The organism is Marivita hallyeonensis (genome assembly GCF_900129875.1).
Taxonomy (GTDB): Bacteria; Pseudomonadota; Alphaproteobacteria; order Rhodobacterales; family Rhodobacteraceae; genus Marivita; species Marivita hallyeonensis.
Genome location: NZ_FQXC01000004.1, coordinates 1 through 26,675, shown reverse-complemented (window position 1 = coordinate 26,675; position 26,675 = coordinate 1). Strand labels below are relative to the sequence as shown.

General features: G+C 61.8%; 25 protein-coding genes. 14 read left to right on the top strand and 11 right to left on the bottom strand.

Translation table 11 applies throughout. The features are described 5' to 3' along the window. Positions 1 to 44 precede the first annotated feature (44 nt). From BUA42_RS12995 to BUA42_RS12975, 5 genes are all read right to left on the bottom strand, one after another. A complete protein-coding gene (locus BUA42_RS12995; RefSeq protein ID WP_072778515.1) occupies positions 45 to 842 on the bottom strand; it encodes an ABC transporter permease in 798 nt (265 codons plus the stop codon). Beyond that, positions 839 to 1,555 carry an ABC transporter ATP-binding protein gene (locus BUA42_RS12990; protein ID WP_072778514.1) on the bottom strand — a complete coding sequence of 239 codons (717 nt, stop codon included), beginning with the start codon at positions 1,553 to 1,555 and terminating at the stop codon, positions 839 to 841. Before BUA42_RS12990 ends, BUA42_RS12995 begins: the two co-directional genes overlap by 4 nt. Positions 1,556 to 1,700: 145 nt before the next feature. Then, entirely contained in the window at positions 1,701 to 2,147 is a 447-nt protein-coding gene (locus tag BUA42_RS12985; RefSeq protein ID WP_072778512.1) for a hypothetical protein, read from the bottom strand. 63 nt (positions 2,148 to 2,210) lie between these two features. Then, a complete protein-coding gene (locus BUA42_RS12980; RefSeq protein WP_072778510.1) occupies positions 2,211 to 3,176 on the bottom strand; it encodes a YVTN family beta-propeller repeat protein in 966 nt (321 codons plus the stop codon). Between the two features lie 78 nt (positions 3,177 to 3,254). Beyond that, entirely contained in the window at positions 3,255 to 4,436 is a 1,182-nt protein-coding gene (locus BUA42_RS12975) for an ABC transporter substrate-binding protein (protein WP_072778508.1), read from the bottom strand. A 177-nt stretch (positions 4,437 to 4,613) separates the two neighbouring features. Here BUA42_RS12975 and pedF point away from each other — a divergent pair, with 177 nt between their 5' ends. The 6 genes from pedF to BUA42_RS12945 all read left to right on the top strand — a co-directional run bounded on the left by pedF (position 4,614) and on the right by BUA42_RS12945 (position 10,645). Beyond that, positions 4,614 to 5,312 carry a cytochrome c-550 PedF gene (gene pedF / locus BUA42_RS12970; RefSeq protein WP_072778506.1) on the top strand — a complete coding sequence of 233 codons (699 nt, stop codon included), beginning with the start codon at positions 4,614 to 4,616 and terminating at the stop codon, positions 5,310 to 5,312. Positions 5,313 to 5,317: 5 nt separating this feature from the next. Further along, positions 5,318 to 6,226: a substrate-binding periplasmic protein gene (locus BUA42_RS12965; RefSeq protein WP_084066223.1), complete on the top strand. Its 909-nt coding sequence runs from the start codon at positions 5,318 to 5,320 to the stop codon at positions 6,224 to 6,226. Positions 6,227 to 6,310: 84 nt separating this feature from the next. Further along, the gene (locus BUA42_RS12960) at positions 6,311 to 6,832 is read left to right on the top strand and encodes an SRPBCC family protein (protein WP_072778504.1); all 522 of its coding nucleotides are present in this window, start codon (positions 6,311 to 6,313) and stop codon (positions 6,830 to 6,832) included. 53 nt (positions 6,833 to 6,885) lie between these two features. Further along, positions 6,886 to 7,371, top strand: a complete 486-nt coding sequence (locus BUA42_RS12955) for a (2Fe-2S)-binding protein (protein WP_072778502.1) — start codon at positions 6,886 to 6,888, stop codon at positions 7,369 to 7,371. A 98-nt stretch (positions 7,372 to 7,469) separates the two neighbouring features. Next, positions 7,470 to 9,845: a xanthine dehydrogenase family protein molybdopterin-binding subunit gene (locus BUA42_RS12950; protein ID WP_072778500.1), complete on the top strand. Its 2,376-nt coding sequence runs from the start codon at positions 7,470 to 7,472 to the stop codon at positions 9,843 to 9,845. Positions 9,846 to 9,859: 14 nt separating this feature from the next. Then, on the top strand, positions 9,860 to 10,645 hold the full coding sequence (locus BUA42_RS12945; RefSeq protein ID WP_072778498.1) for an FAD binding domain-containing protein: 786 nt from the start codon (positions 9,860 to 9,862) through the stop codon (positions 10,643 to 10,645). 226 nt (positions 10,646 to 10,871) lie between these two features. Here BUA42_RS12945 and BUA42_RS12940 read toward each other — a convergent pair whose 3' ends face one another. Together BUA42_RS12940 and BUA42_RS12935 are read right to left on the bottom strand one after the other, a co-directional pair. Further along, entirely contained in the window at positions 10,872 to 11,744 is an 873-nt protein-coding gene (locus BUA42_RS12940; protein WP_245819011.1) for an FAD:protein FMN transferase, read from the bottom strand. Then, positions 11,744 to 13,855 (bottom strand): 4Fe-4S binding protein, encoded by a 2,112-nt coding sequence (locus BUA42_RS12935; protein WP_072778495.1) that lies wholly within the window; start codon positions 13,853 to 13,855, stop codon positions 11,744 to 11,746. The genes BUA42_RS12940 and BUA42_RS12935 overlap by 1 nt, the downstream gene beginning before the upstream one ends. An 88-nt stretch (positions 13,856 to 13,943) precedes the next feature. Between BUA42_RS12935 and BUA42_RS12930 the strand changes: the two genes are divergently transcribed. Beyond that, positions 13,944 to 14,693: an ABC transporter permease gene (locus BUA42_RS12930; protein WP_072778493.1), complete on the top strand. Its 750-nt coding sequence runs from the start codon at positions 13,944 to 13,946 to the stop codon at positions 14,691 to 14,693. A 104-nt stretch (positions 14,694 to 14,797) separates the two neighbouring features. On the opposite strand, the gene BUA42_RS12925 is transcribed toward BUA42_RS12930, so the two are convergent. The 3 genes from BUA42_RS12925 to BUA42_RS12915 form a co-directional block, all read right to left on the bottom strand. Beyond that, positions 14,798 to 15,916, bottom strand: a complete 1,119-nt coding sequence (locus tag BUA42_RS12925) for an FRG domain-containing protein (RefSeq protein ID WP_072778492.1) — start codon at positions 15,914 to 15,916, stop codon at positions 14,798 to 14,800. A gap of 123 nt (positions 15,917 to 16,039) precedes the next feature. Continuing rightward, on the bottom strand, positions 16,040 to 16,492 hold the full coding sequence (locus BUA42_RS12920; protein ID WP_072778490.1) for an REP-associated tyrosine transposase: 453 nt from the start codon (positions 16,490 to 16,492) through the stop codon (positions 16,040 to 16,042). A gap of 48 nt (positions 16,493 to 16,540) precedes the next feature. Then, the gene (locus BUA42_RS12915; RefSeq protein WP_072778489.1) at positions 16,541 to 16,852 is read right to left on the bottom strand and encodes a hypothetical protein; all 312 of its coding nucleotides are present in this window, start codon (positions 16,850 to 16,852) and stop codon (positions 16,541 to 16,543) included. A gap of 350 nt (positions 16,853 to 17,202) precedes the next feature. On the opposite strand from BUA42_RS12915, the gene BUA42_RS12910 reads away from it, so the two are divergent. Beyond that, a complete protein-coding gene (locus tag BUA42_RS12910; RefSeq protein ID WP_072778487.1) occupies positions 17,203 to 17,931 on the top strand; it encodes an RlmE family RNA methyltransferase in 729 nt (242 codons plus the stop codon). A 233-nt stretch (positions 17,932 to 18,164) separates the two neighbouring features. On the opposite strand, the gene BUA42_RS12905 is transcribed toward BUA42_RS12910, so the two are convergent. Further along, on the bottom strand, positions 18,165 to 19,118 hold the full coding sequence (locus BUA42_RS12905; protein ID WP_072779310.1) for a GlxA family transcriptional regulator: 954 nt from the start codon (positions 19,116 to 19,118) through the stop codon (positions 18,165 to 18,167). 76 nt (positions 19,119 to 19,194) lie between these two features. Here BUA42_RS12905 and bcoG point away from each other — a divergent pair, with 76 nt between their 5' ends. From bcoG to BUA42_RS12875, 6 genes are all read left to right on the top strand, one after another. Continuing rightward, entirely contained in the window at positions 19,195 to 20,109 is a 915-nt protein-coding gene (bcoG, locus tag BUA42_RS12900; RefSeq protein WP_072778485.1) for a 3-dehydrocarnitine:acetyl-CoA trimethylamine transferase BcoG, read from the top strand. Next, positions 20,109 to 20,735, top strand: coding sequence for an SGNH/GDSL hydrolase family protein (locus BUA42_RS12895; RefSeq protein WP_072778483.1), 627 nt, complete (start codon positions 20,109 to 20,111; stop codon positions 20,733 to 20,735). Before bcoG ends, BUA42_RS12895 begins: the two co-directional genes overlap by 1 nt. Next, positions 20,732 to 22,147 carry a carnitine 3-dehydrogenase gene (locus tag BUA42_RS12890; RefSeq protein WP_072778481.1) on the top strand — a complete coding sequence of 472 codons (1,416 nt, stop codon included), beginning with the start codon at positions 20,732 to 20,734 and terminating at the stop codon, positions 22,145 to 22,147. Before BUA42_RS12895 ends, BUA42_RS12890 begins: the two co-directional genes overlap by 4 nt. Beyond that, the gene (locus tag BUA42_RS12885) at positions 22,144 to 23,304 is read left to right on the top strand and encodes an acyl-CoA dehydrogenase family protein (RefSeq protein WP_072778479.1); all 1,161 of its coding nucleotides are present in this window, start codon (positions 22,144 to 22,146) and stop codon (positions 23,302 to 23,304) included. The genes BUA42_RS12890 and BUA42_RS12885 overlap by 4 nt, the downstream gene beginning before the upstream one ends. Positions 23,305 to 23,428: 124 nt before the next feature. Next, positions 23,429 to 25,438 carry an acetate--CoA ligase family protein gene (locus tag BUA42_RS12880; protein WP_342716035.1) on the top strand — a complete coding sequence of 670 codons (2,010 nt, stop codon included), beginning with the start codon at positions 23,429 to 23,431 and terminating at the stop codon, positions 25,436 to 25,438. Continuing rightward, positions 25,438 to 26,220 carry a carnitinyl-CoA dehydratase gene (locus tag BUA42_RS12875; protein WP_072778477.1) on the top strand — a complete coding sequence of 261 codons (783 nt, stop codon included), beginning with the start codon at positions 25,438 to 25,440 and terminating at the stop codon, positions 26,218 to 26,220. The genes BUA42_RS12880 and BUA42_RS12875 overlap by 1 nt, the downstream gene beginning before the upstream one ends. Positions 26,221 to 26,675 lie beyond the last annotated feature (455 nt).

The following is a 26,675-nucleotide window of genomic DNA, read 5'->3' as shown; positions in this document are numbered from 1 at the left end:
ATAGCACGAATATATCAATACATCACCCGCCGCATGGTCGTAGTTCAGCGCTTGCGCGTCATCATCCCCCGCGCGGGGTCATAGCCCCAGAGCGCCAGCGCCATGAAAGCGAGTGTCGCCAGCGCCGTCCACAGCAAGGCCATCGCGTTGAAATCGAGATACAAGGCGAAGCGGATCAACTCCACCGCATGGGTGAACGGATTGGCCGCGCAGATGTCGTGCAAGAGCTCAGAGCTTTCCGCCATCTTCCACAGCGGATAAAGCGCCGAAGACAGGAAGAACATCGGGAAGATGACGAAGTTCATCACGCCTGCGAAATTCTCCAGCTGCTTGATGAAACTCGACAGCGCCAGCCCAAGTGCGCCGAGCATCAGCCCCGCCAGGACCAGTGCGGGCAGGGCGGCCAGATACCCCCAACCGGGCAGAGTGATGTCGAACACCCACGCAATGAGCAGGAACGCGTAGACCTGAAGGATGGAGATGATCGTGCTTCCCAGCAGCTTGCAGAACAAGAGCCACCAGCGCGGCACGGGTGCGGTCAGCAAAAGCCGCATCGACCCCATTTCCCGGTCGTAGACGAGGCTCAGCGACGACTGCATTCCGTTGAACAAAAGGATCATCCCGCACAGGCCCGGAACGATATAGGTCTCGTAGGTGATGTAGGTCTGGTAAGGCGGCGTGATCGACAACCCCAGCGCGGCGCGGAACCCGGCTGCGAAGACCAAAAGCCACACGAGCGGTCGCACCAGCGCCGCCACGAACCGCTCACGCTGATGCACGAACCGCAAGGCTTCGCGCAAAACGATGGCGCGCATCACGATCCACAGATGTCGCGCGGTCATGCAGGCCTCTCCGTCATCTCGGCGAAATACTCGGCCAAAGGCCGCATGCCGCGCAACTCGCCGCAGCGCCCGTCGGCCAGCACGCGCCCCCGGTGCAGCAGGATCACCTGATCATCGTCCCAGACCTCGTCGGTCAGATGGGTCGTCCAGAGAACCGTCACGCCCATCTCCGAACACAGCCCGTGAACGTATTCCACCAGGGCCGCCCGTGTCGGCGCGTCCAGCCCGACCGTCGGCTCGTCCAGCAAGAGCACCTTCGGTTCATGCAGCAGCGCCCGGGCGATCTCGGTCCTGCGCCGATGCCCGCCATTCAGTCCGCGCACCTTTTCGTTGGCCCGTTCCGCCATGTCGAGCCGCCCAAGCGCCGCTGAAATCCGCGCGTCCACGTCCTGCCCGGACAAGCCGTGCAGCGCTGCGAAATAGCGCAGGTTCTGTTGAACCGTGAGGTCCAGATCGAGCGTCGATTGCTGAAACACCACCCCCAGCTGCGCCAACGCATTCAGGGGGGCCGCATTCACATCATGTCCCGCAATCACCGCCGTGCCGGCCTGTGTCGCAAAAAGCCGCGTCAGCAAGGCAAAAAGGGTCGACTTCCCAGCCCCGTTTGGGCCCAGCAGTGCCGCAAACTGCCCCGTCGCCACGTCGAATCCGACATCGGTCAGCGCCTGCTTGTACCCGTAGGCATAGGAAAGGCCGGACACGCTCAGGGCCAAGGATCAGTCCTCACATAACGCGGCACGCATCCGCTTCTTCTTTTCACAAATATGCCAAAGCCGCGGCGCAGGGAAAGCCGGTCTTCGACAAGGGCGCGATCTGCACCGCTGGCGCCACCGCGACGCGAAGCGGCGCAATCCCCCGTCATTCAATAGTGATATCGATCCGTTGAGTCTCGCCGGTGGAGCCTGGAATGCGTAGGAAATAGTTGCCTGGCTTGATGGCCACGAAACCAATCTCCATCGTCCCCGCGTCATCGAATTCGATGGAATTCAGTCCGAGCGGCCGGATTTCCAGATCGTTGACAACAATCTCGTCGATCCAGATCGCCCGGAAGAATTCCGACCCTTCCAGCGCAAGCTCGGCCGATCCGTCACCTTCGATTTCGAACTCGTAATAAGTGCCGGATGTCAGCACCCAGGGCGCGTCGGAGAGCGGCATGCCGGAACTCAGCGTAATCGGCGGAAGCTCTGCCTTGTTGGCCGAGGAGAGGATACCGGCCCGACCCCAGTCTTCGCGCGGAGCACCATCGGCCAGTGCGAGTGCGGGGACAAGGGCAACAGCCGCAGCGGCAAAGAAAGCATGTCTCATGGGATTTCCTTTGAGTTGGTGAAGATCGGGTCAGGTCGGACAAGCCTGTCCGACCGACATGGGTTAGTCCGTTGGCCGGAACGCCGCGCCCCAGGGAAAGCGGCCGACCTTGATGGACTTGATCGCCTTGCGGCTGGCAACATCGATCACGGTCACATCGCCGGACACGCCATTCGTCGTGAAAAGCTGCGACCGGTCGCGGTTGAAATCCATGTGCCAGACGCGGCGGCCGACGAGGATGTAATCTTCCACTTCGTAGGTCTCGGCATTGACCACGGCCACGTGGTTCGACGGCCCGAGCGCGACGAAGGCATGTGTGTCGCCGGTGGTGAATTCAAATCCGACGGGCTGCACCCGGTCGGGATGGATATTGGCGACCTCGAAATCGATCTTGGCCTTTTCCGTTTGGGTGGCCACATCGAACACACTGATCGTCCCGCCGATTTCGGCACTCACCCAAAGCTCGGTGCCGTCCTTGATGAATTCCGCGTGCCGGGGCCGCGAGTCGACAAGCGTGTTGGCGAAGAGCTCTTGCGTGTCGGTGTCGATCCAATGCGCCATGTTGGTGGTTTCGGACGTGGTGATAGCGATCTTGCCGTCGGGGCTGACGGCCATGCCCTCGGGCTCGATGCCGACGTCGATCTGCGCCACCACCGTGCGCGTCTCGGTGTCCACCACGGTCGTGATCGCATCGTCTTCGTTGGCGATGTAGAGATGCCGGTTGTCCGGGTGGAGAACGAATTGCTCGGGGTCTTCGCCGGACGGCAGGTCATGCAGGATCTCGCCCGTCTCCGGGTCCATGACCTGCACTGCGTCGCTGTCGGATGCGCAGATATAGACGACGGAGTAGTCCTTCGAAAACGTGATCCCGCGCGGGCGTTCGCCGGTTTCGATCGTGCGAACCACTTCCAGCGTTTCGATGTCGATTACGCTGATCGTGTCGTCTTTTTCGTTTGTCACCCAAATCTCGTCTGCCCATGCGGCTGAGCACAGAAGCGCGGCGCAGGTGGTGAGGATCGGCAGTTTCATCGGTGTCGGTCCTTGTGTTGTACGTAACGCCCGGGGGCCAGCCCCCGGACCCCCGGGATATTTGAAGCCAGAAGAAAGTCAGTTTCCAAAGGCAGAGCAACCGCTCTCGGGTTCATCAAGGCCCAGCGTGTCGAGTTCGGTGCGCTGGTGCAGGAAACCCTCCAGAGGTGCTTGCGCGACCAGCGCGCGTTCGTGAACGAGAGGGATGGGCTGGCGGAGTTGCCCGTTCCACGCGCGGAAGGTGAGGGGCCGGCCTTTGAAGCCCGCCAATTCAAACGCGTCCGAGAGCATGTACTCCCGCAGTGTCGCGGCGTCGGCGGCGCCGGTGCGCGTCACTGCTTCTCCAATCGCGCGCATGGCGGCCCAGACAGCGTAGTCACGGTCTTTCATGTCGCGTCCGGCGAGTTCGGTGAAGCGCGACTGAAGCTGCGCCGCACCCCATTGTTCAACCACGCGGTGCCAGACGACGGGGCGCAATCCTTCGGAGCCCGCCACCGGGCGCGGTTGCCACGTGTTGAACGAGATGTAGCGCGCGAAATCATCCGCCGCGTCCGCGACGAGCAAGACGTCATAGTCGCCAAGCTCCTGCGTGAACACCGGCACTTCCTGCGCCGCGTTCCGACGCATATCGGCGTCGAACGCCCAGGTCTTCCGCGCGCCGAATGACAGCCCGAACTTACGCGCGGAAGCCTCCATCGTGTCGGCCCAGGCCTGATCATCCGCACGTTCACCTTCGACAAGCGCGATCTCGGTCCAACGCCGTTTCACGAAGAACTGCATCAACGCATCGGCGCGCATGGCATAAGACGGGATCGTGTGCAGCACATTGGCACGGCAGGCGTCCGCCCGCAGCGCGACATCTGCAGCGCCTGCATTGAAGATAAGGGCGCTTGCCGCTGCAGGTATATCCGCCGCAGTCAGCACCTGATCCGCCGGTGCGTCGAGAACCAAGAGGTCGGTCTCCGCCAGGGCGGCCTCAACTGCGGCGACGAAATCCCCGTCTTCGGGCACCCGCGTGACGGACAGCTCGTATGACTGGCCCAGGAACCGTCCGGTCGTGATGTTGTCCTCAAGGCCAAGCTCGGCACCCCTCAACCCCAGGTCTTCGGGGATCGGGTCGAGGTTCGACAATGTCGGCGGAGGTGCGACCTCTTGCTTGATGTAGTGGATCACTACCTCCGTCTCGGCGGCCGCATCCGTCGCCACAGCGCAGCCGAAGATACTGGTGAACACGCCCGCCAAAAGCGCAAGTCGCCTCATGTATGATCCTCCCATAAAGGTGACTATGCAGGTCAGGTTTTTGGACGAAATACGACCATTGTCTGACGTCATTTCCGCCTGCGTCGCCCTATCGCGCCACGAAAGTCCAATACCCCGGCCCACACCCTCGGGATAGAAACCCGACAAGACACTCAAGTCGTGCCCGAGGAGGACCCCATGACTGCAAAAACCCTGACATCAACGCTGGCCGCGCTGACCGTCGCAGCCACCGCGACCTTTGTTTACGCGCATGGCGATGTTGCTCCACAGGCGGTCGACACGACTGGCCTGCCGGAAACCGGCGAAGAGTGGCTGACCGAAAACCCGTACCGCGCGGAAGCGGTGGGGGAAGATGTCTGGGCGCTTGCCGTAAGCATCGGTGCCTCGGGCTACAACCAGAACTGTGCGCGGTGCCACGGGCTCGAAGTCATCTCGGGCGGGCTCGCTCCCGATCTGCGTTTCCTCGAGGCAGAGGAATACGGCGACGAATGGTACATGGAGCGCTTCATCTACGGCTACACCCAGAACGGCATCACCAAGATGCCGGCCTTCGGGGAACTCCTTGGCCAGGACGCCGCGTGGGCGATCCGCACCTACATCGAGACCCGTCCAGACGACGCCTCGATGGAAGAGGTCGCGGATGAACTCAAGACCATGCGCGACGAAATCGCGGGCTATGCCGACGATCCCAGCAATGCCGACGCAGATGCGCTCAAGGCGCGGCTGACCGAGATCGCGCAGGGGATCGAAACCCTGTCCGGTGCACCGATTGCCGACAGCGCCGCATCCCGCGCCGCTGCGTTGATCGATGGCACGCAAGAGGCCTATGCCCGGGCCGCCGAGGCGCTGACAATCGGGTTGTCAGCGGCGAACTGACCACCATGCGTTCGAGTATTCGTGCGACGATCCTCGGGGTGATTGCGGCGGCGCTGACCGCCGCGTCTCCCGTTTATGCCAGCGATCCCTGCGCGGATCACGTTCCGCAGCCGAAACCGCAAAACGCCAGCCGCGACATCGTCGGTCAGGACATCGATCAGATCATGGATCGCGGCTACATGACCTTTGCGGTCTACGAGGACTACCCGCCCTACAGTTGGCAAGAAGGCAGCACGCCGCGCGGGATCGACATCGAGATCGCCCGTATCATCGCCGAGGACCTGGGCGTCAACGCGCGCTTTAACTTCGTGGCCTCGGGCGAAAACCTCGAAGCCGATCTGCGCAACAACATCTGGCGCGGTCCGATCATCGGTGGCGCGGTGTCGAACGTGATGATGCGCGTGCCATACGACAGCGCCTTCAATTGCCGGGTCGAACAGGTGGTCTTCACGGGCCAATACATGACCGAGAGTATCGCCATCGCCTATGCGGAAGAACATTATCCCGATGGCGGTCCGGTCCCGGCCTATTTCCGGATCGATACCGTCGCGGTCGAGAACGACTCGATTGCCGATTTCTATCTGACCAGTTTCGCGGGCGGTCAGACCGCAGCCGGGGTGCGGCGCTACACCACCATGGCCGAGGCGATGGACGCGCTGGCGCGGGGCGAGGTGATGGCCGCCATGGGGCCGCGCGCGCAACTGGAATACGGCGCGGTCGAGGGGGTCTCCATTCACGAACCGCCGCTGCCGGGATTTGCCCGCGCCAAGTGGACCCTTGGGACGGGCAGCCATTTTGCCTATCGCGGGCTCAGCTATTCGGTCGACGACGCGATTTTTGCGGCCCTCTCGGATGGCAGGATTGCCGGAATTTTCGAAAGCTACGGCCTGACGCATCAAGCGCCGGAAAGATAGGCCGAGGCCATATGTTAAGCCATTGGTCTTATATGCCTCGCGGGCGCGGTTCCGTAGGCTGACCTCCAAAGAAGGATCAAATCCATGCACATGTCAGATTCCCGCGTCATCGCCGCACCGCCTGAAGAGGTCTGGGCCGCCATCCTCGATGCCGACGTGCTCAAGCAGTGCGTGCCCGGTTGCCAAGAGATGACCGGATCGCCCGAAGACGGCTTCGAAGCGACCGTTGTGCAGAAGGTCGGACCGGTGAAGGCCACGTTCAAAGGTCAGGTGACACTGTCCGACATGGTGCCGGGCCAGTCCCTGACGCTGTCTGGCGAAGGCAAAGGCGGCGCTGCGGGTTTTGCCAAGGGCGGCGCCGATGTCACGCTGAAGCCGGTCGAGGGTGGAACAGAGCTGCATTACGAAGTGGACGCCAAGGTGGGTGGCAAACTGGCCCAGCTCGGAAGCCGCATCATCGACGGCTTTGCCAAGAAGATGGCCGATCAGTTCTTCGCCAATTTCCAGCAGACGGTCGAAGGCCCGGGTGAAGCCAGCGCGGACGCTGAGGCCGAGGCTGACGGCGGCGAAAAGAAAAAGGGCTGGTTCAAGAAACTCGTTTCCTGAGCGCGCCAAGTATTCGAACATCATAGACAGACGACATCGACGGGAGGAGTTTGATGACAAACGTAACAATGACGGTGAACGGTAAATCCGTCACCCGGGAGGTCAAAGGCAACACGCTTTTGTCCGATTTCCTGCGCGAGGATTTGCGCCTGACCGGAACGCACGTTGGCTGCGACACGTCCCAATGCGGCGCGTGCGTCGTGCATGTGAACGGTGAAGCGGTGAAGTCCTGCACCATGTTCGCAGCCGAGGCCGACGGTGCCGAGGTTGGCACCATCGAAGGACAGGCCAATGCGGACGGATCGCTCAACGTGATCCAGCAGGCGTTCCAGGATCACCACGGGCTTCAGTGTGGGTTCTGCACTCCGGGCATGGTGATGTCCGCCGCGGCACTGCTCAAGGACAACCCGAAACCATCAGAGGCGGAAATCCGGGATTACCTCGAAGGCAACATTTGTCGCTGCACCGGGTACCACAACATCGTCAAGGCAATCATGGCCGCGTCCGGACAGGACGTTCCCGCCGTCGCTGCTGAATAACCAGAACACGCTGCGCTCATCCGCCCCCGTTCGGGGCTGTCTTTGCGAAGGAAGCCGGTCCGGCTTGATGAGCGTCCCGCAACTTGGAGGAGACTTACATGCCGAAGGATCATGGCATTGGCGCAAGCCCGAAGCGGCGCGAAGACGTCCGCTTTCTGACGGGCGCCGGCAATTACACCGACGACATCAACGTACATGGGCAAGCCTATGTTCACTTCCTGCGCTCGGATTTGGCGCACGGCAAAATCAACAGCATCGACACCAGCGCCGCCGAAGGCATGCCGGGTGTGGTGAAAATCTTTACCGGCGCTGATTTCGAAGGCGTCGGCGGTTTGCCCTGCGGTTGGCAGGTGACCGACAAAAACGGTGAGCCCATGAAGGAACCGGCCCACCCGGTTCTGGCCCAGGGCAAAGTCCGTCACGTCGGCGATCCCTACGCCGCCGTGGTCGCGGACACGCTGGAAGAGGCGCGCAATGCTGCCGAAGCCATCGTCGCCGATATCGAAGAGCTGGACCCTGTCGTGGATATGGCTGCGGCGCTTGAAGCCGGGGCCACCAAGGTGCACGACGATCTGTCCGACAACCTCTGCTACGACTGGCAGTTCGGCACGGATACGGAAACCACGGATGCCGCCTTTGCCAAGGCCGCGCATGTCACCAAGCTTGAACTGGTGAACCAGCGTCTGGTCGCCAACCCGATGGAGCCGCGCGTTGCCGTCGGTGACTACAGCCGGGCAGGGGATGAGCACACGCTCTACACCACCTCACAGAACCCGCATGTGATCCGTCTTCTCATGGGCGCATTTGTTCTGGGTATCCCGGAGCACAAGCTGCGCGTTGTCGCTCCGGACGTGGGGGGCGGCTTCGGCACGAAGATCTTCCACTACGCGGAAGAAGCCTTCTGCACCTTCGCCGCCAAGGCCTGCAACCGCCCGGTCAAGTGGACGTCCACCCGGTCCGAAGCCTTCATGTCGGACTGCCACGGGCGTGACCACGTCACCACAATCGAACTGGCACTCGACGCGGACAACAACTTCCTGGCTGTCCGCACCGACACCAAGGCAAACATGGGCGCGTATCTCTCGACATTCGCGTCGTCTGTGCCGACATGGCTGCACGGCACGTTGATGGCGGGCAACTACAAGACGCCTGCGGTTCAGGTGAACGTGAAGGCTGTCTTCACCAATACCGTGCCGGTCGATGCCTACCGTGGCGCGGGCCGTCCCGAGGCCACGTTCCAGTTGGAGCGCGTAATCGACAAGGCCGCGCGCGAACTGGGCGTCGATCCCATCGCCCTGCGTCGCCAGAACTTCATCACGCAATTCCCCTACGCCACTCCGGTTGCCGTCGAATACGACACCGGCGACTACGAAGCCACTATGGCCAAGATGGAAGAGCTGATGGACATCCCGGGCTTCGCGGCACGCCGCGCCGAGTCCGAGAAGAACGGCAAGCTGCGCGGTCTGGGCGTCAACTGCTTCATCGAGGCCTGCGGCATCGCGCCGTCGAACCTCGTGGGGCAACTCGGCGCGCGCGCCGGTCTCTACGACGCGGCCACCGTGCGCGTGAATGCCACCGGCTCGATCTCGGTCATGGTTGGCGCACACAGTCACGGGCAGGGGCACGAAACCGTGTTCCCGCAAGTGGTGGCCGAAATGCTCGGCATCGACGAAAGCATGATCGATATCGTCCATGGCGACACGTCCAAGATCCCCTTCGGCATGGGAACCTACGGCTCCCGCTCGCTGGCGGTCTGCGGCTCTGCGATGGTTCGGGCAACCGAGAAGATCATCAACAAAGCCAAGAAGATCGCGGGTCACCTTTTGGAAGCATCTGAAAGTGACATCGAACTCAAGGACGGCCAGTTCACCGTCGCAGGCACCGACAAGTCGGTCGCCTGGGGTGACGTGACACTCGCTGCCTACGTGCCGCACAACTACCCGCTCGAAGACATCGAACCGGGCCTTGAGGAAACCGCGTTCTACGATCCGGCCAACTTCACCTACCCGGCAGGCGCTTATGCTTGCGAGGTCGAGGTAGACCCGGACACCGGTGCGGTCAGCATCGAAAAGTTCGTGTCCGCCGACGACTTCGGCAACGTCGTGAACCCTATGATCGTCGAAGGCCAGGTGCACGGCGGGATCGCTCAGGGCATCGGGCAAGCATTGCTCGAAAACTGCGCCTACGACGAAAACGGCCAGTTGCTGTCGGCGTCCTACATGGACTACGCGATGCCGCGTGCGGATGACCTGCCGCACATGGCGAACTACGTCGTCGACCACTCCTGCCAGACACCGTGCACGCACAACCCGTTGGGTGTGAAAGGCTGCGGAGAGGCCGGAGCCATCGGGTCACCGCCTACGGTGGTGAACGCGGTGATCGACGCTCTGCACTCGGGGGGTCACACCCACGTCTCTCACATCGACATGCCCGTTTCGCCATCGCGCGTCTGGGCAGCGATCAACGGCCAGTAAGGAGGGCTTGAGATATGTATAGCTTTGACATTCAACGGCCCACATCCGTCGCTGACGCGGTCGCCGCACTGGGCACCGACGAAGCGCAACCGCTGGGGGGTGGGCAGACGCTCATCCCGACGCTGAAACAGCGTCTTGCGGCGCCGTCCGTTCTGGTGAGCCTCTCTGCAATCGCGGAGATGAAGGGCGTCTGCACCATGGATGATGGCCGCCTGTCGATCGGCGGCGGCACCACCCACGCCACAGTCGCGGCAGAGGCGTCGTCCTATCCGGCTTTGGCCGCACTTGCGGGCAATATCGGGGATCCGGCGGTCCGCAGTCGTGGGACCATCGGTGGCTCCCTCGCCAATAACGACCCGTCAGCCTGCTATCCGGCTGCTGCCCTTGCCTCAGGCGCGACCATCGTTACCAATGCGCGGGAAATCCCGGCGGACGACTACTTCCAAGGCATGTTCGCCACCGCGCTCGACGAAGGTGAAATCATCACCGAGGTCCGCTTCCCGGTGCCCGAGAAGGGCGCCTACATGAAGTTCGAACAACCCGCCTCGCGCTTTGCGTTGGTGGGCGTGTTTGTGGCGAAGTTCAGCGACGGCGTCCGCGTTGCGGTGACCGGCGCGTCCGAGGATGGCGTGTTCCGCTGGTCCGAGGCGGAAGCGGCTCTATCGTCGAACTTCTCGGCAGATGCCGTTCCGGCGGCGCCGTCCGGCGATGGTATGATCTCCGATCTGCACGGCTCAGGCGCCTATCGCGCGCATCTGGTCGGGGTGATGACAAAGCGCGCGGTTGCTGCCGCGAGCTGATCCACAGAAAACGCAAATGAAACGCCCCGCCTGAACGGCGGGGCTTTTTTTTTGAGGCCACGATGCGTCGGCGCATCGTAGCGTTTCCTATTCAGGACACGCACCGCAGCACGCTGCGGCCCGGATGCTGGGGCATCCGGACGTCATCGCAAAGGCGATGACGGGGTCGGCAGGACCTGCCGACGCGGGCGCGGTGCCGCGCCCGGTATTTTCAATTAGTTGAAAATCAAAGGGTCTGGACGTTGCCGTCGGCATCGACCGTTGTGATGCGGTGCAGCTTCGCCCGGGCTTTGAGATCTCGCAAAGCATTGAGATCCATGAACACCGCCGCTGTCGACAGCGCATCGGCCAAGGTGGCCGACCGCGCCTCGACACTGACGGTCGACCAAAGCGGCTCCTGTCCATGCGGGCCAAGGATATGATGCGCTTCGCCAAGGCGCAGAGCGCTTGGGCTCGAGGTCGCAATGGCCATATTGCTCAGCTGCCGTGTTCCAATATGGCCATGAGACGGGTCCTGCACGCCCAGCGTGAACGGCCCTCCCATAGCTGCCTGTTCCCCGACATTCACGAGCGCGGTGTCGGCACCATGGCGCCGCAACAACAGCTGCATCACATCGGTGGCAAAGCCTTGGGCGATGCCATTGAAGGTCAGGGCCTGTCCGCTCTGCAACTCAATCATCTCATCGGTGAAATAGACGCGGCGCCATCCCAGTGAAGCACGTGCCCGCGCAACGTCCCGGCCGCGTGCCATGGCGTCCCAGACGGGTTGCACGGTGGGATCGAACAAACCGCCACTCAGGCGATACGCCTCATCGGCGCGCTGCATCAGCGTCCGCATCAAGGCGTTGGGATTGCGCAACCGCCCCATCATGTTGAGCTTGGAGAGCGACGAGGTCGGTTGAAACAGGCTGAACGTCTGCTCGAAATTCATCAACAGGCGCGGCACATCCGCCAGGGCCTTTTGGGTCATGTCTCTTGGGCCGTGCAAGGTGACCGAAACATCCGCCCCCAGTGCACGACCGGACCAGGTGTCGGCACGGGCAAGGGCTGGGGCACAGGCAAAGGCTGCGGAGAGGGCAAGGAAGCGACGTCGTTTCATCATTGGGCAGGTACCGTGTTGGGATGGCCGAGATTGCGTACACCACGACTGGTCGCGCGTCCTTTCAGGATCAAAGGCACGCATTGGTCTGCGTCGTCATGGATGGTGACGCAATCAAGGCATTGGAAACATTCAGAGTATTGGACCGCCCCGCTCGGGGTGATCGCGGCGTAATTGCATTTCACCCGGCAGAGCTGGCAGGGAGACCCGCACTCCGCGCGGCGCGGAATCCAGCGCCTCAGGCGCAAGGCACCACCGATCGCCATCAGCGCTCCGAGCGGGCACAGGTAGCGGCAGAAACCCTTGAAGACGACGAGACCCAGCACCAGCCAAAGAGCTGCATAGGCCACGTAATACCACTCGCGGACAAAGACCGTTGTGATTGCCGTCTTGAAGGGTTCGATCTCTGCGGCCTTGTCCATTGCGGAAGGCGCGAACACCGTAACAGCCACCAGTCCCAGGAGGGCGACATATTTGAGCGACTTCAGGCGGGCGTCCCACATCGCGGAGGGCTCGATCTCGGGCAACCGCAAAAGCCGCCCAAGGTGGTGCGCAAACTCCTGTAAGGCTCCAAACGGGCAGAGCCATCCACAGAACAGCCCGCGCCCCCACATCACGAAGCCCAGGAGTGCGGCCGCCCAGATCAGCAACGAGAACGGATCGTAAAGGAGAAAGGCATAAGACCCGCCCGCCATCGCCGTTTGCAGCGCGGCGAGCGGTGTCACGATGGACAGTTGACCCTGGCCCCACCAGCCGATGAACCCAAGCACGACGGCGAGGATGCCAAGACGTACCGGCGTGAACGCGGCGAGACCGGCCAGCCAGCTTTGCGCGCCAAGCAGCACAGCAATCAGCCCGGCAAGAAAAACGGACAAAAGGATGAGATCAGTCTGTCGGTTGAAGATCGCCTCTTCCCAAGGGGCCAACCGCTCTACCACACCGGGCCGCTGGAAGAACCGCTCTGGGGTGACATGGGCCGCTGCAAGCTGCACCGATCCGACCTCGGGCTGAAAGATGCCGTGTTCCCGGATCGCCTCGATGGTCATGGTCCACTCCCGCGTCGGGTCGAACCCCAGCCGTCGGTCGGTGCGCAGGATCATCGCGACCCCGTCGTGTAAGGCATCCGGCAAATCCGGGTGCAACTCTACAAACAGGTCCGCATCGCGCAAGGCCACCGGGAACCCGTCCTGCTCCGCCCCGATCCAGTCGGGTGCCGTGTTGCGGACGAAGTCCTCGCTCACCAAACCGTGCCGCGCGGTCTCAACCACCAAAATCGGCTCATCGAAGGTGGAGATCGACATGAAGTGATCGAGCTCGTCCAATGTGTCCGGATCAAGCAAAGCGCGCGCGATCGAAGACGGCCCCACATCCGCAATCCACAGATCGAGGTACGGCGCATCGGGAGCGGCCAGCGCTTCGGGATCGTCGTCGTCCCATACGGTGCCCTCGAACAGCGCCTGCACTTCGGCGTTCGTCACCACCTTGCGCGTCACCAGCCCCTGCGCGACGACGTCGTCCCACGTCAGCGCCTCTGTATACTCTGGGTCCGGATAGGCCGGCGGCCCCGAAGCGATGCCCTGCATCTTCTCCCGCGCCACCTGCAGCGTCGCGGCCAGCACCGACTCGTGCGCGATCCGGACCGAGGCCGTGGCCTTTGTCACCCCGTCCAGATAAACCAGCTGCCCGCCGCCATCCCCCGCACCATAGGGCGTGCCGACAACCAGCGCGTCGCTGATCGAATGGCCGCGATACTGTTCGAAAAACGCGTGAAACGGGGCCTCGCCCAGACCGCTCACAAAGATCGGTTCGTTATGCGTCAGAAGCCGCACGTCCAGAAACCGCCCCTCGAGATCGAGCACCACCAGCATGTTGATCGGCGCGCCGGAAAAGCCGGGCAGGGCGGCCATCGGTTCGGTCTGAAAGACGTAACCCGCATGCGCATCGCCGGAATTGAGCAGCGCGTAGACCCCGTTCTCGCCAAGCGGCTCTCCCAGCTTCATCGGCGCGAAGACATGCGCGTCGATCTCGGTGAGGTCCACCGCCTCTGCCGCCGCGCAAAGCGCACTCAGGCAGTAGAAAATCGCGGCGGCGATGGCGCGGTAGGCTCTCATGTCTCGGACGATAAAAGCGCCTCTGGCACACCCCTATTGGACCTTGGTCTGAGATACCTTTTCGCCACAATCGCCGTATCCTGAGGTCATGCGCGCACCGCCCCATGTTACCTTGATCTCGCTCGGCCTTCTGATCGTCGCCTGGACGGTTGGCGCGTGGCTGGGACAGGATCCCGACATCCTGCCGACCCCGCTCGCCGTGTGGCAGGTGCTCGTCGCCGAAAGCGGCAGCGGAGACCTCTGGTTCCACATGGCCAACACGCTCCGCCGCGTGGCGCTGGCCTTCACGCTTGCCATGACCGTGGGATGCATCCTCGGCCTCATCATGGGCCGGTCAGAACGCATCAACATGTGGCTCGACCCGTGGGTCACGGTCTTCCTGAACCTGCCCGCGCTGGTGATCATCGTGCTCTGCTACCTCTGGATCGGCCTGAACGAGGTCGCCGCCATCATCGCCGTCGCCCTCAACAAAACCGCCATGGTCACCGTCACGATCCGAGAGGGCGTCCGCACGCTCGACCGGGGCGTCGCCGACATGGCGCAGGTCTACCGGCTGTCGCCCATGACCCGCCTGCGCCACGTGATCTGGCCCCAGCTTGGGCCCTTCGTCGCCACCAGCACCCGCAACGGGCTGGCCGTGATCTGGAAAATCGTGCTGGTGGTCGAGTTCCTCGGCCGCTCCAACGGCGTCGGCTTCCAGATCCACCTCTACTTCCAGCTCTTCGACACCGCGACCGTCATGGCCTACGCACTGGCCTTCACCGGAGTGATGCTGAGCATCGAGTACGGGTTGGTGCAGCAGTGGGAGAGGCGGTCGAGTGCGTGGAGAAGGGTTTGAGCAGCACGGTGCGTGAATTCACGCACCCTACATCTGCATGATGCCGTAGGGTGCGTGCTCGCACGCACCGATTTCGATCAAAGCCAATCCTCACACGAGCTTCTTTAGCCAAAGTGGCGCTCACGATATTCTCTACACACACCCTCAATGCCAGGGAAAAGGGAACCCTGCGAGATACCCATCAGCCCCAGATGTTTTAGGGCCTTTGGTTTTTCAGATGCCTTAAGATCAAACACACGAAGGTATCTGGTACCGCGCTCTTTCTCCCGAAACCTAATATAGGATTCGATGTCGTCTAAGTTCGTTACTGTTCCAATCGACTGTTGAGGTAGCGCACGGGGATTTCCGATTGCGTATGGTTCAATCAACGAAAAGTGCGGACGGCAGAAGGTCATGTTGGTGAGCTGGTTAAAGTCAGACTTCCACTTTTTCGCATCAAACATGAATATTCGAACCGGTTCATCCGCTCCGGCTTGACTGGGATTTGATGAATAGGCGAAAAACGCTGCGATGTAAGGTGAGTAAGTCCAGTCTAGTAGCGGTGTTGGGTAACCGTGGTGTTGGAGTAAGTGCATAAACGCACCATTGTGCTCCGGAATTTGCGGATCAAAGAGTTGGTTGATCGCACCAACACTCGCGTGCCGTACTCGTGGGACATCCTGATCCCAATAACGAAACAGGTCTTTGCGACGAGTTCGATGGAACGATGTTCGAAGTCTCCAAGGAGACGATTGTCCGCGGAAAATAGAACGGTATGGTTCGAGTTCTAATGTGCTTACGAGAGCCTGAAACTCAGACCACGAGAGTGTACCCTCATCAGGCAGCACTTCTGACGCTTCGCTTGCCCGACTCTTTTGAAGATTAAGCGAACCGCTGGTGCCGATGTCGGTTTTCCAGCGTCCAGCTAGTGATTTACCGTCAGCGTTTAGCTCAAGCACCATCTCTTTTGGAAAATCACCGTCGACTTCTTCCAAAGGCATTAGATTGGGATACACCGGGTGGATGGGTACTGGTTTGAGTTCCAAGCTCACAGAATTCGAACGCGGCGCGAAATTGACTTGAGCAGCTGCACTAGGGATGCTGCCCTCATTGTCAAATGCATATGCGGTGCCCATTAAATGGTTTTCTTCGAGGTCTAGGTCGAGCAGCGCAAGACCGGTGTTCGTCCCATCGAATTGACCCAGCCATTGCCCTTCAAACCGTTTAGCGAACTCTTTTGTCATTGAGACACACGCACGTAATTGCAAGGTGATGTTGGGTCTGACGACCCGACCGACACTACATATTGTAAGGTTGCTGTGCCCAGCGATCAACTAGTTAGCTATGCTATTTCTTTCATTCATACTTCAACGCACACTCGAAAACGGCCAATCTTCAGGCCGTGTCACCAACCCATGCTTCACTGGATTGAACCAGCAATACCGCAAATGCGCCTGATAATCCGCTTCATCACGAATGTGATGTTCCCAAAATCGACGCTGCCAAATCCCGCGCTCATGCCTTGCCATATGGCTCGGACGAAGCTGTCCCGGAGGCAAACCTCGTGAGAACCGCGATTTGATCAAACGCCATCGGGTTGAATAGTCCTGATCGCCCCTCGGTAGTCGCCAAATGCAATGAAGATGATCAGGCAGCACAACCCAAGCATCGATGTGAAATGGACGTTCCCGCTTGGTGACGCGAACAGCTTGGCGCAGCAGGTCAATCTCACGGACAAGCAAGTCGCTGTTTCGTTTGGCAAGATTGACGGTGAAAAATATCGGTGTGCCGGTCAGCGATGGTCGACGGTAATCGGGCATACTCAAAGCATGGCATGCGTTGGTTAAAGGTGCGTGAAATCACGCACCCTACGGCTTTGCTCTGACCGGTTTGCTTTCGTCCCGCTTAGACCACCGCTGATACCGCCCCATTAACTCCCCCTCACACACCTTAAACGCCAGCCAGCAGCTGAGCGACAGCGCGCCCCAGATGGTGAGTTCGCCCACCTGCCAAAGCGCGCCGTGCCGCACTGCCTCGGTGCCGAATTCGCGCAGGAAGCGGAGGCTGGCCATTGCCTGTGAAAACAGGTTGACGGTCATGAAGGCGAAGGAGGCAAAGATCACCCCGGCGAAGAGGAAAACGAGCGGCCACGGCCAGCGGGTCACGTTGAAAAGCGTCATGCCGCACTCTAGGGCGCGGGCCTCTCATTCTGCAACATCTCTGGATCAATCGTCATGCGGGACGTGAAACGTTCCGCCGCGCCGGTCCGCCCCCACGGGGCGGCGCGTTTGCGCCTCCCCTCGGACCGGCGCTTTCGCATTCGCGTCGCAACCTTTGAAAGGTTAATGACAGGTTAATAAGTCCGGATCGGACCCAATGTTTCGCGCGCGAAACAATTCGAGCCGGTTTTGCCATCGGCAAACAAACTGTCCGGGGGACAGTTTGAGGTGAGAATGGGCGGAGCCCGGTTACATGCTGACCTATCTCATCCCATATGCTAGGGCAGAGCCGAGCCAACCCGAGGACCCCCATGGCCAAGACACCAGATGGCAAGAACACCTCCGGGCGCGGACAGCGTGATCTCAAGGTGAAGGTCAAGTCCGCCCGGGGCCGCAAGCTCAGCTCGACCCGCTGGTTGCAGCGCCAGCTCAACGACCCCTATGTCAAGCGCGCTCAGGCCGAGGGCTACCGGGGCCGCGCCGCCTACAAGATCCTCGAACTGGACGAAAAGTACCGCTTCCTCGTCCCCGGCGCCCGCGTCGTCGACCTTGGCTGCGCCCCCGGCGGCTGGTGCCAGGTCGCGGTCAAACGGGTCAACGCGTTGGGTGAGAGGCCGGGCAAGAAGGTCGGCACCGTGCTGGGCATCGACCTGCAGGAGGTCGAACCGATCGCGGGGGCCGAGATCCACTTGCTCGACTTCCTCGAAGACGGCGCCGACGACAAGGTGAAGGAATGGCTGGGCGGGAAGGCCGACGTGGTCATGTCCGACATGGCCGCCGCGAGTTCAGGTCACAAACAGACCGACCACCTTCGGATCATCCACCTCTGCGAAACAGCGGCCTATTTCGCGTTCGATGTGCTCGAAGAGGGTGGCACCTTCGTTGCGAAGGTTTTGGCGGGCGGTGCCGAAGGGGAGCTTCAGAAACTGCTCAAGCAGCGTTTCACGAAGGTCGCGAACGTGAAACCCCCGGCTTCGCGGTCGGACAGTTCGGAAAAGTTCGTCGTCGCCACCGGCTTTCGAGGTTCCTCGGACGCGTGATCCTTCTGCAAGGATCGAATGGCGGCCTGCTGCAGCCGTAGCGCGATGTCGGGACGCAGATCGTCCTCGCGCGCCCCGGCGGTGTCGAGCAGGGTCTGCACGTCGCGCTGCCGCTGCAATTGAAAGAGACGCTCCAACCGCGGCAGATCGGGCCGGATCTCTGGATAATGTCGCATATGGCCTCCCCAGGCGGTGTGACTGGGCAAGCTGTGTGGCAGCGCAATGCGGCCGATTTATGCCGGATTGACGGCGGTTTTGCTGCGAAACGTCCGCGGAGCTGCCCCAAACCGCGCCCGGAAGGCCCGTGTGAGCGCCGTCGGATCCTCGTACCCGCAGCGTACGGCGATTTCTGAGACACTGAGGCCGGAGCTTTCGACCATGCGGCGCGCTGCGCTGAGGCGGAGGTGGCGGTAGAGCTGCCCGGGCGTCAGGCCGAGGCTGTCCTGACAGCGACGGCTGAGGGTGCGCGGGCTTGTGCCGAGCCGCCGCGCGAGGGCGGGCAAAGGTAGCGGGTCCTCAAGCGTGCCGCGCATCACCCGCATCGCACGGTGCACGAGCGTGTCACCGGTCGTCGGTCCCGCGTCCACCGGTTGTGGCGCCGTGAACAGGGATGTGACGTCCATCGCCACAGCTGGCCCAAGGTCGCGCGAGATCAGGTGGCGGCTCAGGTCGAGCGTTGCGGTCGCGCCAGCGCAGGTGATCCGCGTGCCGTCTTCGACCCAGAGCGCGTGGTCGGCCTCTACATCGAGGAACCGCTCGGAAAAGGCTTGCAGGAGGTCCCAATGCAGGGTGGCCCGACGCCCGGACAGAAGCCCGGCCGACGCCATAAGCCAAGGCCCCGAATCCAGTCCGATCACCTGGTTGGCCCGACGCGCGGCGCGCGCGAGGGCGCGGCGTAGGTTGGGCGTATCATGCGTCAGGTGGCCGTAGCTTGCGACGACGTAGAGGCGGTCCACCGGGCCCATTTTCTCTAGCGCGCGATGTGGCAGAACGGACAAACCCGAGCTGGAGGTGACCGGCCCTCCGTCGAGGCTCAGGAAAGACCAGGCGTAGCCAGGTTGCGCGATGAACTCGTTGGCGGCGCGAAACGGCTCGATGGCATTCGACAGCGCGAGATTTGAAAAGCGGTCGAGCAGCAGAACGGCGATCCGTCGAAGTGGTGGTGTCGATTCTGGCAAGGTCTGCATGGTTTTGACCATAACCGCATGGTTTGGCGCCACGCCAGTGCCAAACTCACTGGAAAAAGACCGGGAGGAGACCGCGATGCCACTTTCGATGACGCGCGAGGTGTTCATCACTTGCGCCGTGACCGGCTCGGGCGGGACGCAGGACCGCAGCCCGCATGTGCCACGGTCTCCGAAGGAGATCGCGGAGAGCGCCATCGCAGCGGCCAAGGCGGGGGCCGCGATTGTGCATTGCCACGTGCGCGATCCGGAAACCGGCGTTCCGTCGCGCAGGCTCGATTACTATCGCGAGGTCACCGACCGCATTCGGGATGCCGAGGTGGACGTGGTGCTCAACCTGACTGCTGGTATGGGCGGTGACATTACATTCGGGTCGACCGATGCACCGCTGCCGGTCAACGACGCCGGGACAGATATGGCAGGTGCAGAAGAGCGTGTGGCGCATGTTGCAGAGTGCCTGCCCGAGATCTGCACGCTTGACTGCGGGACAATGAACTTCGCCGAAGCGGACTACGTGATGACCAATACGCCCGGCATGTTGAGGGCAATGGGGCGGATGATGACCGACCTTGGGGTGAAGCCCGAGATCGAGGCGTTCGACACGGGCCATCTCTGGTTTGCAAAGGAACTGGTCAAGGAAGCGGTGCTCGACGACCCAGCGCTCGTGCAGCTTTGCATGGGAGTGCCGTGGGGCGCGCCGGATGATCTCAACACCTTCATGGCGATGGTCAATAATGTACCGGAACACTGGACCTTCAGCGCATTTGCGCTTGGACGTCACCAGATGGCTTATGCCGCTGCGGCGGTTCTGGCGGGTGGGCATGTCCGCGTCGGACTGGAAGACAACTTGTGGCTCGAAAAAGGGGTGCTGGCGACCAATGCGCAGCTTGTGGAGCGCGCAGTTGGTATCGTTGAAGGCATGGGCGCGCGGGTGCTTGGCCCGGAAGAGGTGCGTGCAAAGCTTGGCCTGACCAAGCGCGCGCCGCGTGGCTGATGGCGGTCGTTCTCTGCTACGGCGACAGCAACACCCACGGCACGAAACCGCTCGTGCAGCTTGGCGCGTTTGAGCGGCACGCGCCGGGTGATCGCTGGCCGGACGTCATGGCGGCGGCGCTTGGGGCAGGACACACCGTGATCTCCGAAGGGTTGCCCGGGCGGACCACGGTGCATGACGATCCGGTCGAAGGTGGCATGCGCAACGGTCTGACTGTCTTGCCCGCGATCCTGCACAGCCACATGCCGATTGATCTCATGGTTCTGATGCTCGGAACGAATGACCTGAAGCACCGCTTTTCGGTCACCGCGTTCGAGATCGCGCGATCGCTGGAGCGGCTGGTTCTGGTGGCCCGGTCCGAGGCTGTGGTGCAGGATGTCCTGCTGGTGTCACCGGTGCCGGTGCGCGAGACCGGCGTCCTTCGGGATGTCTTCCACGGTGCAGAGGCCCGTCAGACCGGGCTTGAAACCCATGTCGCCGCAGCAGCGGAACGGCAGAGGTGCGCATTTGTCGACGCGGGCGGTGTGGTTCGTGTGTCGGAGCAAGACGGCGTGCATTGGGAAGCCGATGCCCATCATGCGATGGGGGCAGTTATGGCCGATAGGGTGCGGGAGCGGCTGACATGACGAAAGTGGCGTCAATCATCGGGGGTGGCGTGATCGGGGGTGGCTGGGCCGCACGCTTTGCGATCATGGGCTGGGATGTGCGGGTCTATGATCCCGACCCGGAGGCACAGCGCAAGATCGGTGAAGTCATGGCGAATGCGGAACGCGTGTTGCCGATGCTCTACGAAGCGCCGATGCCCCAACGTGGTGCGATTACATTCGCTGGCTCTTTGGCTGAAGCGGTGACAGGTGCTGCATGGGTGCAGGAAAGCGTGCCCGAGCGACTCGACATCAAACACAAGGTGCTTGCGGAGATACAGGCGGCTTGTCCCGAAGACGCGGTGGTTGGGTCCTCCACCTCGGGGTTCAAGCCGTCCGAGCTACAGGACGGGGCGATCCGCGCCGGACAGATCCTTGTCGCGCACCCGTTCAACCCGGTATACCTCTTACCGCTCGTCGAACTGGTGCCAGGCGCGGCGACTGATCCCGCGGTTATCACACACGCGAAAGGCATTCTGACCGATCTCGGGATGTACCCGCTGCATGTCCGGGCCGAGATCGACGCCCATATCGCGGACAGGTTCCTCGAAGCGGTCTGGCGCGAAGCGTTGTGGCTGGTCAAGGACGGCATCGCCACAACCGAAGAGATCGACAACGCGATCCGCTACGGGTTCGGTCTGCGATGGGCGCAGATGGGGCTTTTCGAGACCTATCGCGTGGCGGGAGGTGAGGCGGGGATGCGGCATTTCATGGCGCAGTTCGGGCCGTGCCTGCAGTGGCCATGGACGAAGCTGACGGATGTGCCGGAATTTACGGATGAACTTGTCGATCTGATTGCCGATCAGTCCGACCGGCAGTCAGGCCATATGAGCATCCGCGAGCTCGAACGGCTGCGCGATAACAACCTTGTCGCCATTCTGCGCGCGCTCAAGCAGCAAGAGGCGGCGGCGGGCAGGCTGATCCGGGATCACGACGACCGTTTGCGCGGCCCACTGGGCGACGACGTGCCTCTCGTCACTGTGCAGCGCAAAATCCCCGTCGATTGGACCGACATGAACGGGCATATGAACGAGGGTCGGTACGGGCAGTTGTTCAGTGATGCCTCGGAAGAGCTGATGGCGCATGTGGGCGCGGACCGAGCTTATATCGAGGCGGGTCACAGCTTTTTCACCGTCGAGACAAAGGTGCAGTATCTGCACGAAACCCACGCGGGCGAAGATATCTATGTGACGACCCACGTAATGATGGCGCAGGGCAAGAAACTTCAGCTCTGGCACGAGATGCGACGGACCTCCGATGACACGGTGCTCGCGACCTGCGACCAGTTCCTGCTGCATGTCTCTTTGGAAACGCGGCGGTCCTGTCCGCCATTACCGAAGGTGGCCGCCGCCATCGACGCACTGGAAGCACAGCATGCGGAGGCGGATCAATGAATTTCGGTCTGAGCGATGAGCAGGAGATGATCGTCTCGACCGTGCGCGACTTTGTGGAACGCGAGATCTACCCGCATGAGGCCGAGGTCGAACGCACCGGGGAGGTGCCCATGGAGGTCGCGCAGGAGATCAAGCGCAAGGTGATCGATCTGGGCTTCTATGCCTGCAGCTTTCCTGAAGAGGTCGGCGGCGCGGGTCTCAGCCATCTCGATTTCGCTCTGGTGGAACGGGAGTTGGGGCGCGGCTCCATGGCGCTGACGCATTTCTTTGGGCGACCGCAGAATATCCTGATGGCCTGCGAGGGGGATCAGAAAGAACGCTACTTGCTTCCGGCTGTGCGCGGCGACCGGATGGATGCGCTGGCGATGACCGAACCAGAGGCCGGATCGGACGTGCGCGGTATGGCGTGTACCGCCGTGCGGGATGGTGGCGACTGGGTGCTGAACGGCACCAAGCACTTCATCTCGGGAGCAGATCACGCCGATTTCTTCATCGTCTTTGTGGCGACCGGTGTGGACGACACACCGAAAGGACCGAAGAAGCGGATCACCTGTTTTCTGGTGGATCGCGGGCATCCGGGGTTCACGGTGCGGGACGGCTATCGGTCGGTCAGCCATCGGGGTTATAAGAACTGCATTCTCGAGTTTTACGCGTGCCGATTGCCAGACGCTCAGGTGCTGGGCGCGGTCGACGGTGGCTTCGAGGTCATGAACACCTGGCTCTACGCCACGCGGATCACGGTAGCGACGATGAGTGTCGGTCGCGCGCGCCGCGTCTTCGATCACGCGTTGTCCTATGCGGCAGAGCGCAAACAATTCGGCCAGCAGATCGGCAAGTTTCAGGGCGTAAGCTTTCAAATCGCTGACATGATCACCGAGATCGACGCTGCCGATTGGCTGACGTTGTCGGCGGCGTGGCGGCTGGATCAGGGGCTTCCCGCGAACCGGGAGATTGCGAGCGCCAAACTCTATGCGTCAGAGATGCTGGCACGGGTGACCGATGCCACGCTGCAAATCCACGGCGGGATGGGCCTGATGGACGATTACCCGATCGAACGCTTTTGGCGGGACGCGCGGGTGGAGCGGATCTGGGACGGCACGTCCGAGATCCAGCGCCATATCATCAGTCGCGATCTGCTGAGGCCTTTGGGGGCTTGATGTCTGCGCTTCATTTTTTCTTCAGCTCGCCATCGGACTCTTCGGAGAAGACTCTAGGCGCGCTCCAGAAAAATCTGGGACGTGACGTGCGTTCGGTTGCCGTGCGCGCGTCCAAGGTGGTTGCGTGAACCTGCCGACACTGGATCGGCTGTTTCGCCCGGAATCGGTTGCCGTGCTGGGCGGCGGCGCGTGGTGCCGTTCGGTGCTGTCCTCGCTGAAAGGGATCGGGTTTGACGGGTCGGTCTGGCACATCCATCCGGCTGCCGAAAATGCCGTGCCCCGCATTGAAGACCTGCCCGTGCCGCCGGATGCGTGTTTCATCGGCGTAAACCGCATGGCAACCATCGACGCCGTCGCGGACCTGTCAAAGCGTGGCGCGGGTGGAGCTGTGTGTTTTGCCAGCGGGTTTGCGGAGGCGCAGGACGGTCAGGCGCTCAGTGCTGCGCTTCTTGCGGCGGCAGGTGAGATGCCGATCATCGGGCCGAATTGCTACGGCTTCGTGAATGCGCTGGATGGAGCGGCACTTTGGCCGGATGTGCATGGTTTGGTGTCGGTCGATCGGGGCGTGGCGATCCTCACGCAAAGCTCAAACATCGCGCTCAACCTCACCATGCAGAGGCGTGGCCTGCCTATTGGCTTTGTCGGGACTGCTGGCAATCAGGCACAGGTCGGTCTGAGTGAGATGGCAGAACATCTGCTGCACGACCCCCGGATCACGGCGCTGGGGCTTTATATTGAAGGTGTCGGCGATTTGGACGCGTTTCAGAGGATGGCGCAAACGGCGTCCAGTCTGGGCAAACCTGTGATGGCGCTCAAATCCGGGCGGTCCGAGGCGGCGCAGACGGCGGCGGTGTCGCATACGGCGTCGATGACGGGATCAGACGCGGGGGCGGAGGCGCTTTTTGCGCGGCTTGGGATTGTGCGGGTGTACTCGCTTGACGCCATGATCGAGGCGTTGAAACACGCGCATCTTTACGGTGCGGCCAAGCCGGGACCGATTGCGTCTCTCTCGTGTTCGGGGGGCGAAGCCAGCCTGATGGCAGACGGCGCTGACGCGCGGAACGTGACCTTTGCGCCGATCACGGACGCGCAGGATCGGGCGCTGTCCGAGGTGCTGGGTCCTTTGGTGACACGGGCGAACCCGCTCGACTACCACACGTTCATCTGGGACGACGTCGAGAAGATGACCGAGGTCTACACCACAATGGCGCGTGGTCCTGCTGAGCTGACTGCGATTGTCGTGGATTTCCCGCGTGAGGACCGGTGCCAGACATCCGCCTGGGACAGTGTCGAGGCGGCGAGCGTGTCGGCGCGGGATGCGTCCGGCAAACCCATCGCGCTTCTTTCGTCGATCCCCGAGGGCATACCCGAGGCGACGGCAGAGCGGTTGATGGCGCAGGGGGTGTTGCCGATCAATGGATTGGAAGCGGGACTCGACATGGTGGCGGCGCTTTATGCGGGGCGCTCCGCCGCTGATCCGCAGCGTGAGATCGTGCGCTCCGGGGCCTTGTCGCGCGCAGTCATATTGGACGAAGCGGCCTCGAAGATGGAACTGGCGCTGCATGGTGCGGATGTTCCGACCTTTTTTTTGGCGCAGACACCCGAAGAGGCCGCGAAGGAATGTGTCCCGATGCTGCCGGTTGTCCTCAAGACGCGGGGTATGGCGCATAAGTCCGATCGCGATGGGGTTGCGTTGGGGCTGGCCACGCCACACGCGGTACTGGCGGCGGCAAATCGCATGGGATCAGATGGTTTCCTTGTGGAGGAGATGATCCCCGATGGGATTGCCGAGCTGCTTGTGGCCGTGGTTGCCGATCCGGCGCATGGGTATGTCCTGACGATTGGGGCAGGGGGCGTGCTGACCGAGCTTTGGCGCGACACGCAGCATCTTCTGGTGCCCGCGACCGAGGCCGAGATCGACGCCGCGCTCGATCGCTTGCGGATCGCGCCGTTGCTTGCCGGCTATCGCGGCAAGCCAGGCGTGGATCGCGCAACCCTCCTCGCGGCTGTTCGAGCGGTGCAGGATTACGTGATTGCGAAACAAGGCCGTGTGGCAGAGGTTGAGGTCAATCCACTGATCGTCACGCCGACGCGCGCGGTGGTGGCGGATGCCTTGATACGAGGAGAACTCTGATGGACACGCCCTTACATGTGGATCGGCGCGGCCATGTGCTGGAGGTGACACTGAACCGCCCCAAGGCCAATGCGATCGATCTGATGACAAGCCGCGCGATGGGAGAGGTGTTCCGGGACTTTCGGGATGACCCGGAGTTGCGTGTGGCGATCATCACCGGTGCAGGTGAGAAGTTCTTCTGTCCGGGCTGGGACCTGAAGGCAGCCGCGGATGGCGACGCGGTCGATGGCGATTACGGTGTGGGCGGTTTCGGCGGTCTGCAGGAATTGCGCGACCTAAACAAACCGGTGATCGCGGCGGTGAACGGGATCTGCTGTGGCGGCGGGCTCGAGCTTGCGCTGAGCGCCGACATCATTCTTGCCGCAGATCACGCGAGTTTCGCCTTGCCCGAGATCCGGTCCGGAACTGTGGCGGATGCGGCATCCGTCAAACTGCCAAAGCGCATTCCCTATCACATCGCCATGGAGATGCTGCTCACCGGACGCTGGCTCGATGTTGAAGAGGCGTTGCGGTGGGGGATTGTGAACCACGCCTACCCGACGGGGGACCTGATGGAGAAGGCCCGCAGCTTCGCGGAGCTGTTGGCCTCCGGCCCGCCGCTTGTTTACGCCGCGATCAAGGAAATCGTGCGCGAGGCCGAGGATATGAAGTTTCAGGATGCGATGAACCGTATCACGAAGCGCCAGTTTGCGACCGTTGATGTGCTCTACGACTCGGAAGATCAGCTGGAAGGGGCAAAAGCCTTTGCGGAAAAGCGCGATCCGGTCTGGAAAGGGCGGTGAGTCTGGGTGAGTCTTGTGGCTTACCCAAGGGTATGTGTGGGTAAGCTTGGGGATAACCCGCAGGTTGGGGGTAGAGACGTACCTCAGTTTCGGTTTCAGGCGAGGATTGACGGCATGTCGCAGCTGTAAAATACAATTAAATCAATTATTTGGGTGAAATCTGGCGGATTTCGCATTTTTCTTCATTTTTGTGCTTGCGGTTCTCGGGCGGCGACTCTAAACACCCCTTCACCGGCGCTGCTGAGGCGGTGTTGGGGCGCGACGCTGGATGCGGGGCTGGTCTTCAAGGACGGTGTTGCGGATAACTTTAGAGGTATTGCTGGGCGGGCGCGCCGGATGTTAGGGCGCACTGGTCTGGTTTTTGTCTCTGGGGTTTGGCTCTTTGACATTGATGATATCTGAAGAGATATGCGGGCGGTTTGGTTTGTTTCGGCGAACGGACGTCTGGATATCGC

Excerpts from the sequence above, each read along its gene's own strand:
- BUA42_RS12975 (WP_072778508.1), bottom strand. The coding sequence starts at position 4,436 with ATGAGGCGACTTGCGCTTTTGGCGGGCGTGTTCACCAGTATCTTCGGC.
- BUA42_RS12885 (WP_072778479.1), top strand. The coding sequence starts at position 22,144 with ATGAATTTCGGTCTGAGCGATGAGCAGGAGATGATCGTCTCGACCGTG.
- BUA42_RS12905 (WP_072779310.1), bottom strand. The coding sequence starts at position 19,118 with ATGCAGACCTTGCCAGAATCGACACCACCACTTCGACGGATCGCCGTT.
- BUA42_RS12980 (WP_072778510.1), bottom strand. The coding sequence starts at position 3,176 with ATGAAACTGCCGATCCTCACCACCTGCGCCGCGCTTCTGTGCTCAGCC.
- BUA42_RS12875 (WP_072778477.1), top strand. The coding sequence starts at position 25,438 with ATGGACACGCCCTTACATGTGGATCGGCGCGGCCATGTGCTGGAGGTG.
- BUA42_RS12915 (WP_072778489.1), bottom strand. The coding sequence starts at position 16,852 with ATGACGCTTTTCAACGTGACCCGCTGGCCGTGGCCGCTCGTTTTCCTC.
- BUA42_RS12995 (WP_072778515.1), bottom strand. The coding sequence starts at position 842 with ATGACCGCGCGACATCTGTGGATCGTGATGCGCGCCATCGTTTTGCGC.
- pedF (WP_072778506.1), top strand. The coding sequence starts at position 4,614 with ATGACTGCAAAAACCCTGACATCAACGCTGGCCGCGCTGACCGTCGCA.
- BUA42_RS12930 (WP_072778493.1), top strand. The coding sequence starts at position 13,944 with ATGCGCGCACCGCCCCATGTTACCTTGATCTCGCTCGGCCTTCTGATC.
- BUA42_RS12985 (WP_072778512.1), bottom strand. The coding sequence starts at position 2,147 with ATGAGACATGCTTTCTTTGCCGCTGCGGCTGTTGCCCTTGTCCCCGCA.
- BUA42_RS12895 (WP_072778483.1), top strand. The coding sequence starts at position 20,109 with ATGGCGGTCGTTCTCTGCTACGGCGACAGCAACACCCACGGCACGAAA.
- BUA42_RS12940 (WP_245819011.1), bottom strand. The coding sequence starts at position 11,744 with ATGAAACGACGTCGCTTCCTTGCCCTCTCCGCAGCCTTTGCCTGTGCC.
- bcoG (WP_072778485.1), top strand. The coding sequence starts at position 19,195 with ATGCCACTTTCGATGACGCGCGAGGTGTTCATCACTTGCGCCGTGACC.
- BUA42_RS12960 (WP_072778504.1), top strand. The coding sequence starts at position 6,311 with ATGCACATGTCAGATTCCCGCGTCATCGCCGCACCGCCTGAAGAGGTC.
- BUA42_RS12920 (WP_072778490.1), bottom strand. The coding sequence starts at position 16,492 with ATGCCCGATTACCGTCGACCATCGCTGACCGGCACACCGATATTTTTC.
- BUA42_RS12910 (WP_072778487.1), top strand. The coding sequence starts at position 17,203 with ATGGCCAAGACACCAGATGGCAAGAACACCTCCGGGCGCGGACAGCGT.
- BUA42_RS12965 (WP_084066223.1), top strand. The coding sequence starts at position 5,318 with ATGCGTTCGAGTATTCGTGCGACGATCCTCGGGGTGATTGCGGCGGCG.
- BUA42_RS12890 (WP_072778481.1), top strand. The coding sequence starts at position 20,732 with ATGACGAAAGTGGCGTCAATCATCGGGGGTGGCGTGATCGGGGGTGGC.
- BUA42_RS12950 (WP_072778500.1), top strand. The coding sequence starts at position 7,470 with ATGCCGAAGGATCATGGCATTGGCGCAAGCCCGAAGCGGCGCGAAGAC.
- BUA42_RS12955 (WP_072778502.1), top strand. The coding sequence starts at position 6,886 with ATGACAAACGTAACAATGACGGTGAACGGTAAATCCGTCACCCGGGAG.
- BUA42_RS12945 (WP_072778498.1), top strand. The coding sequence starts at position 9,860 with ATGTATAGCTTTGACATTCAACGGCCCACATCCGTCGCTGACGCGGTC.
- BUA42_RS12925 (WP_072778492.1), bottom strand. The coding sequence starts at position 15,916 with ATGACAAAAGAGTTCGCTAAACGGTTTGAAGGGCAATGGCTGGGTCAA.
- BUA42_RS12935 (WP_072778495.1), bottom strand. The coding sequence starts at position 13,855 with ATGAGAGCCTACCGCGCCATCGCCGCCGCGATTTTCTACTGCCTGAGT.